Source organism: Microbacterium sp. UBA837 (assembly GCF_002296025.1).
Classification (GTDB): Bacteria; Actinomycetota; Actinomycetes; order Actinomycetales; family Microbacteriaceae; genus Microbacterium.
The window spans coordinates 1-3,912 of the sequence record NZ_DBHD01000100.1 but is presented as its reverse complement, the minus strand read 5'-3'; the positions used below and the strand labels follow the sequence as shown (position 1 = coordinate 3,912).

Annotated in this window: 5 protein-coding genes; 3 read left to right on the top strand and 2 right to left on the bottom strand. The window is 67.1% G+C overall.

Annotated elements, in window-relative coordinates; all coding sequences use genetic code 11:
• The first annotated feature begins 26 nt into the window (after positions 1 to 26).
• Entirely contained in the window at positions 27 to 1,370 is a 1,344-nt protein-coding gene (gene aspS, locus B3587_RS07415; protein ID WP_292727561.1) for an aspartate--tRNA(Asn) ligase, read from the top strand.
• A 31-nt stretch (positions 1,371 to 1,401) separates the two neighbouring features.
• On the top strand, positions 1,402 to 2,220 hold the full coding sequence (locus tag B3587_RS07410; protein WP_228177862.1) for a tyrosine-protein phosphatase: 819 nt from the start codon (positions 1,402 to 1,404) through the stop codon (positions 2,218 to 2,220).
• Positions 2,221 to 2,237: 17 nt separating this feature from the next.
• Here B3587_RS07410 and B3587_RS07405 read toward each other — a convergent pair whose 3' ends face one another.
• Positions 2,238 to 2,540 (bottom strand): Dabb family protein, encoded by a 303-nt coding sequence (locus tag B3587_RS07405; protein WP_228177861.1) that lies wholly within the window; start codon positions 2,538 to 2,540, stop codon positions 2,238 to 2,240.
• Complete coding sequence (locus B3587_RS07400; protein WP_228177860.1) at positions 2,537 to 2,827, bottom strand: glutaredoxin family protein; 291 nt, start codon at positions 2,825 to 2,827, stop codon at positions 2,537 to 2,539. The genes B3587_RS07405 and B3587_RS07400 overlap by 4 nt, the downstream gene beginning before the upstream one ends.
• Before the next feature lie 113 nt (positions 2,828 to 2,940).
• Here B3587_RS07400 and B3587_RS07395 point away from each other — a divergent pair.
• Positions 2,941 to 3,912 (top strand): mechanosensitive ion channel family protein (locus B3587_RS07395; protein WP_292727558.1); only part of this gene is annotated, 972 nt, incomplete at its 3' end.

Here is a 3,912-nt window from a genome sequence, read left to right as displayed (position 1 = left end):
CGCACCGGCCCGTAGACTGGGCGCTCGTGAGTGAACGCGTCCTGGTGAACCAGCTGAAGCAACTGCCCGCGGGCTCCGTCTCCGTTTCCGGATGGGTCGAGACGGTGCGCGACCAGAAGAAGGTGCAGTTCGTCATCCTGCGCGATGAGACAGGCGCCGTCCAGTTGGTCAATCCCGCGACCCGCGAACTTCCCGAGGATGCCGACGATACGGCTCACGCGGCACTTGCGTTGACGGAGACCATCTCGGCTCTGTCGACCGGCACCTTCCTCACGGTGACCGGAGAACTCAAGCACGACGAGCGCGTCAAGCTCGGAGGTGTCGAGATCAAGATCCACACTCTCGAGATCGCCGCGGCATCCGACCCCGAGACACCCATCGCCGCCGACAGCGGGCTCGACAAGCGCATGGACTGGCGCTTCATCGATCTGCGTCAGGCCCGCAACAACCTGATCTTCCGCGTGCAGACCACCCTCGAGCACGCGATGCGCAGCTACTGGATCGAGCGCGACTACATCGAGATCCACTCCCCCAAGCTCATGTCGAGCCCCGCCGAATCGCGTGCGGAGCTGTTCCAGCTGGAGTACTTCGGAGACCAGACCGCCTACCTCGCGCAGAGCCCCCAACACTTCAAGCAGATGGCGCAGGCCGCGGGCTTTGGCAAGGTGTTCGAGATCGCCGACGCCTTCCGCGCCGACCCCAGCTTCACGAGCCGCCACGCCACCGAGTTCACCTCCATCGACGCGGAGATCAGCTGGGTCGAGTCCCACGAAGACGTCGCGCGGATGCAAGAAGAGCTGCTTCAGACCGCGATCGCCGCCGTCAAAGAGAAGCACGGCGCCGAGATCGAGGAGCTCTTCGGACTCGAGGTCACGGTTCCGACCCTGCCGTTCCCACGCATTCCGCTTGCCGAGGCCCGGTCGATCGTCGCATCCCGCGGCTACGAGATCCCCCGCGCTGACGGCGACCTCGACCCCGAGGGCGAACGCCAGCTGTCGGCGTACGTGAAGGAAACGTACGACCACGACTTCGTGTTCGTCACCGACTACCACCCCGAGATCCGGCCGTTCTACCACATGCGCGATCCCAGGACCGGGATGACCAAGAGCTACGACCTGCTCTACCGCGGCACCGAGATCACCACCGGCGCGCAGCGCGAGCACCGCGTCGAGGTCCTCGAGGCGCAGGCCACCGAGAAGGGCCTGGATGTCGCGGGGCTCGAGCACTATCTCGACTTCTTCCGCTACGGCGTTCCCCCGCACGGTGGTTTCGGGATGGGGCTCGCGCGCCTTCTCATGCTGCTGCTGGGCGAATCCTCCATCCGCGAAGTGACCTTCCTCTTCCGCGGCCCCACGCGCCTCGCGCCCTGAGCCGGTCACCGGTCACGCCTACGCTGGAGACATGACCGCGGCTTCGGCATCCGAGCTCACTCCCTCGAGCCCCGAGGGGACCCACAACTTTCGCGACGTCGGCGGTCTGCCCGTCGTGTCGGGCGATCGTACGCGCGTCGGGGTTCTCTACAGGTCGGATGCCCTGAGCGACCTGACGCCTCGCGGCCTGGATCAACTGGCCGCGAGCGACATCGAGGTCGTCATCGACTTCCGTACCGACACCGAGAGGCAGATGGCGCCCGACCGGCTTCCCGCATCGCCGCCGCCGCGCGTTGTGCAACTGGGCGTGCTCGAAGGCGCAATGGCCGGGATGGCTCAAGAGGTCATGAAGTCCGCCTCGCAAGCGAGCGACCCGGAGGCGGTATCCCGCATCATCGAACGAGCGCTAGCCCAGATCCCCTCGCTGCCGGAACTGTACGTCTCGATGCTGCAACACGGCGCGAGCGCTTTCGCCGAGACTGCCCGGGCGGTAGCGCAGTCTGAGGCAGCAGTCCTCGTCCACTGCACCGCCGGCAAGGATCGCACCGGCGTCGCGATCGCGCTGATCCTCGAGGCGGTCGGAGTCGAGCGCCCGGCGATCGTCGAGGACTATGCGTCGTCGGAGCGTAACCTCGCCGGCCCCTGGACCGAGCGCATGTTCGGGATGCTGCAGGCGATGGGCATTCCGCGCACGCCGGCTCTCGACGATCTCGTCGCCGCGACACCGCCCGCAGCGATCGTCACCGCCCTGGAGTGGGTGGATTCCACCCATGGCGGCGCGGCAGGCTACCTACGCTCAGGGGGGCTGACTGATGCCGAACTCGACGCCCTGCGGCGGCGCCTGGTCTGAGGCCGTGAGCGCCGCGCCTAGATGACGAAGTCGACGGCGTGGCGGGAAGCCACGACGCTGCGGATGTAGGCTGCCACCTCCTGGTGCGCCGGATGCACCTGGTAGGCCTCGAGTGAGTCGAGATCATCGACATCCATGATGAGCACGACGTCCGCGTTGACGTCCGGATACTCGCTGTTGGCACCGGCCGATAGCGAGCGGATCTCGGGAACGACACCGACTAGGGCGCTCAGCCGCCGCGCGACCTCGCCGGCGTGCTCGGCGCGCGTGGCAGCGTCGCCTGCAGCCATCGTCCACATGACCACGTGGCGCAGGGTCATCGTGACACCTCCTGGGCTCGCGATGCGGCATCCGCATCGCGCAGCGCGGCGGACAGCCGTGCAGCGTCCAGACGCCAATGCGCGTGCAGGTCGCCGTCGATGAGCACGACCGGGATCTTCTCCCACCACAGCTCTGAGAGGGCCGGATCGTCTTGGATCGAGAGCTCCTCGACAGTTACCGCGTCGGCCTGGTCGTCGGGGAGGTCGGCGAGGACGTGGTCGATGACGCCACGCGCGACATCGCACAGGTGGCACCCGTCGCGGCCGATGAGAGTCACTGTCGTCACGGTGCCATCGTACGGGGGCGGGATCCTCCGAGGCTCCTGTGCGCTTCGCTCCCGGTTTGCGGGCGCACCCGGTGCTCCCCGTAGCGTGGAGGAAGGCCCCGGAGGGAGAACGGATGCTTGACCTACGCCCGCACGACTGGCGGCGCGCGACGGACGTTGTCGATGCGACGACAGCGACCCTTGGACCGTGGATGACATTCGCGATCGCCGTGGTCGTCGCGGTCGTGTCAGCCCTGGTGCTGACCACGATCGTTTCGGGGATCGTCAAGCTCGCGCTTCGGCGGCGCTCATGGGGTCAGAGTTTCGTTCGCCATGCGCGGCGGCCGTTTCGCACCATCGTCCTGATCATCGCCCTGTGGATAGCGATCGATAGATTCTTCCCCCTGGGACTTGCCGGCGGGGACGCGGCAACCAACACAGCCTGGGATGCCGTCATCGACCGCGTCGCGGCGATCGGTTCTATCGCGGCTGCAGCATGGCTGCTGATCGAACTCGTGCGATTCGCCACCGAGATGGCGCTCGGCCACTACCGGATCGATGTGCCCGACAACCGCATCGCTCGACGCATCCGCACCCAGGTGCTGATCCTGCGCCGCGTGGCCGTGGTGATCATCGTCATCATCGCGATCGGGGCGGCGCTGCTCACCTTCCCCGCGATCCAGACGTTCGGCGCGAGCGTGCTGGCATCCGCCGGGATCGCCTCCATCGTCGCCGGTCTTGCCGCTCAGTCGGTGCTCGCGAACATGTTCGCCGGCATCCAGTTGGTCTTCAGCGAGGCCCTGCGGGTCGATGATGTCGTCGTCGCCGAGGGCCAGTGGGGCCGCGTCGGCGAGATCACCCTGAGCTACGTCGTGCTCGACCTGTGGGATGATCGCCGCCTCGTGCTGCCGTGCACGTACTTCACCACGACGCCGTTCGAGAACTGGACACGCAAGGGCAGCGAGCTGCTGGGAGCTGTCGAGCTCGACGTGGACTGGCGCATCTCCACCGCCCGCATGCGCGAGCACCTGCAGCGCGTCGTCGGCGAGACCGAGTTGTGGGACGGGCGCACGGCAGTGCTTCAGGTGACAGAAGCCACCGGCGGA

Coding starts and splice junctions, on each gene's coding strand:
- B3587_RS07410 (WP_228177862.1), top strand. CDS start 1,402: ATGACCGCGGCTTCGGCATCCGAGCTCACTCCCTCGAGCCCCGAGGGG.
- B3587_RS07405 (WP_228177861.1), bottom strand. CDS start 2,540: ATGACCCTGCGCCACGTGGTCATGTGGACGATGGCTGCAGGCGACGCT.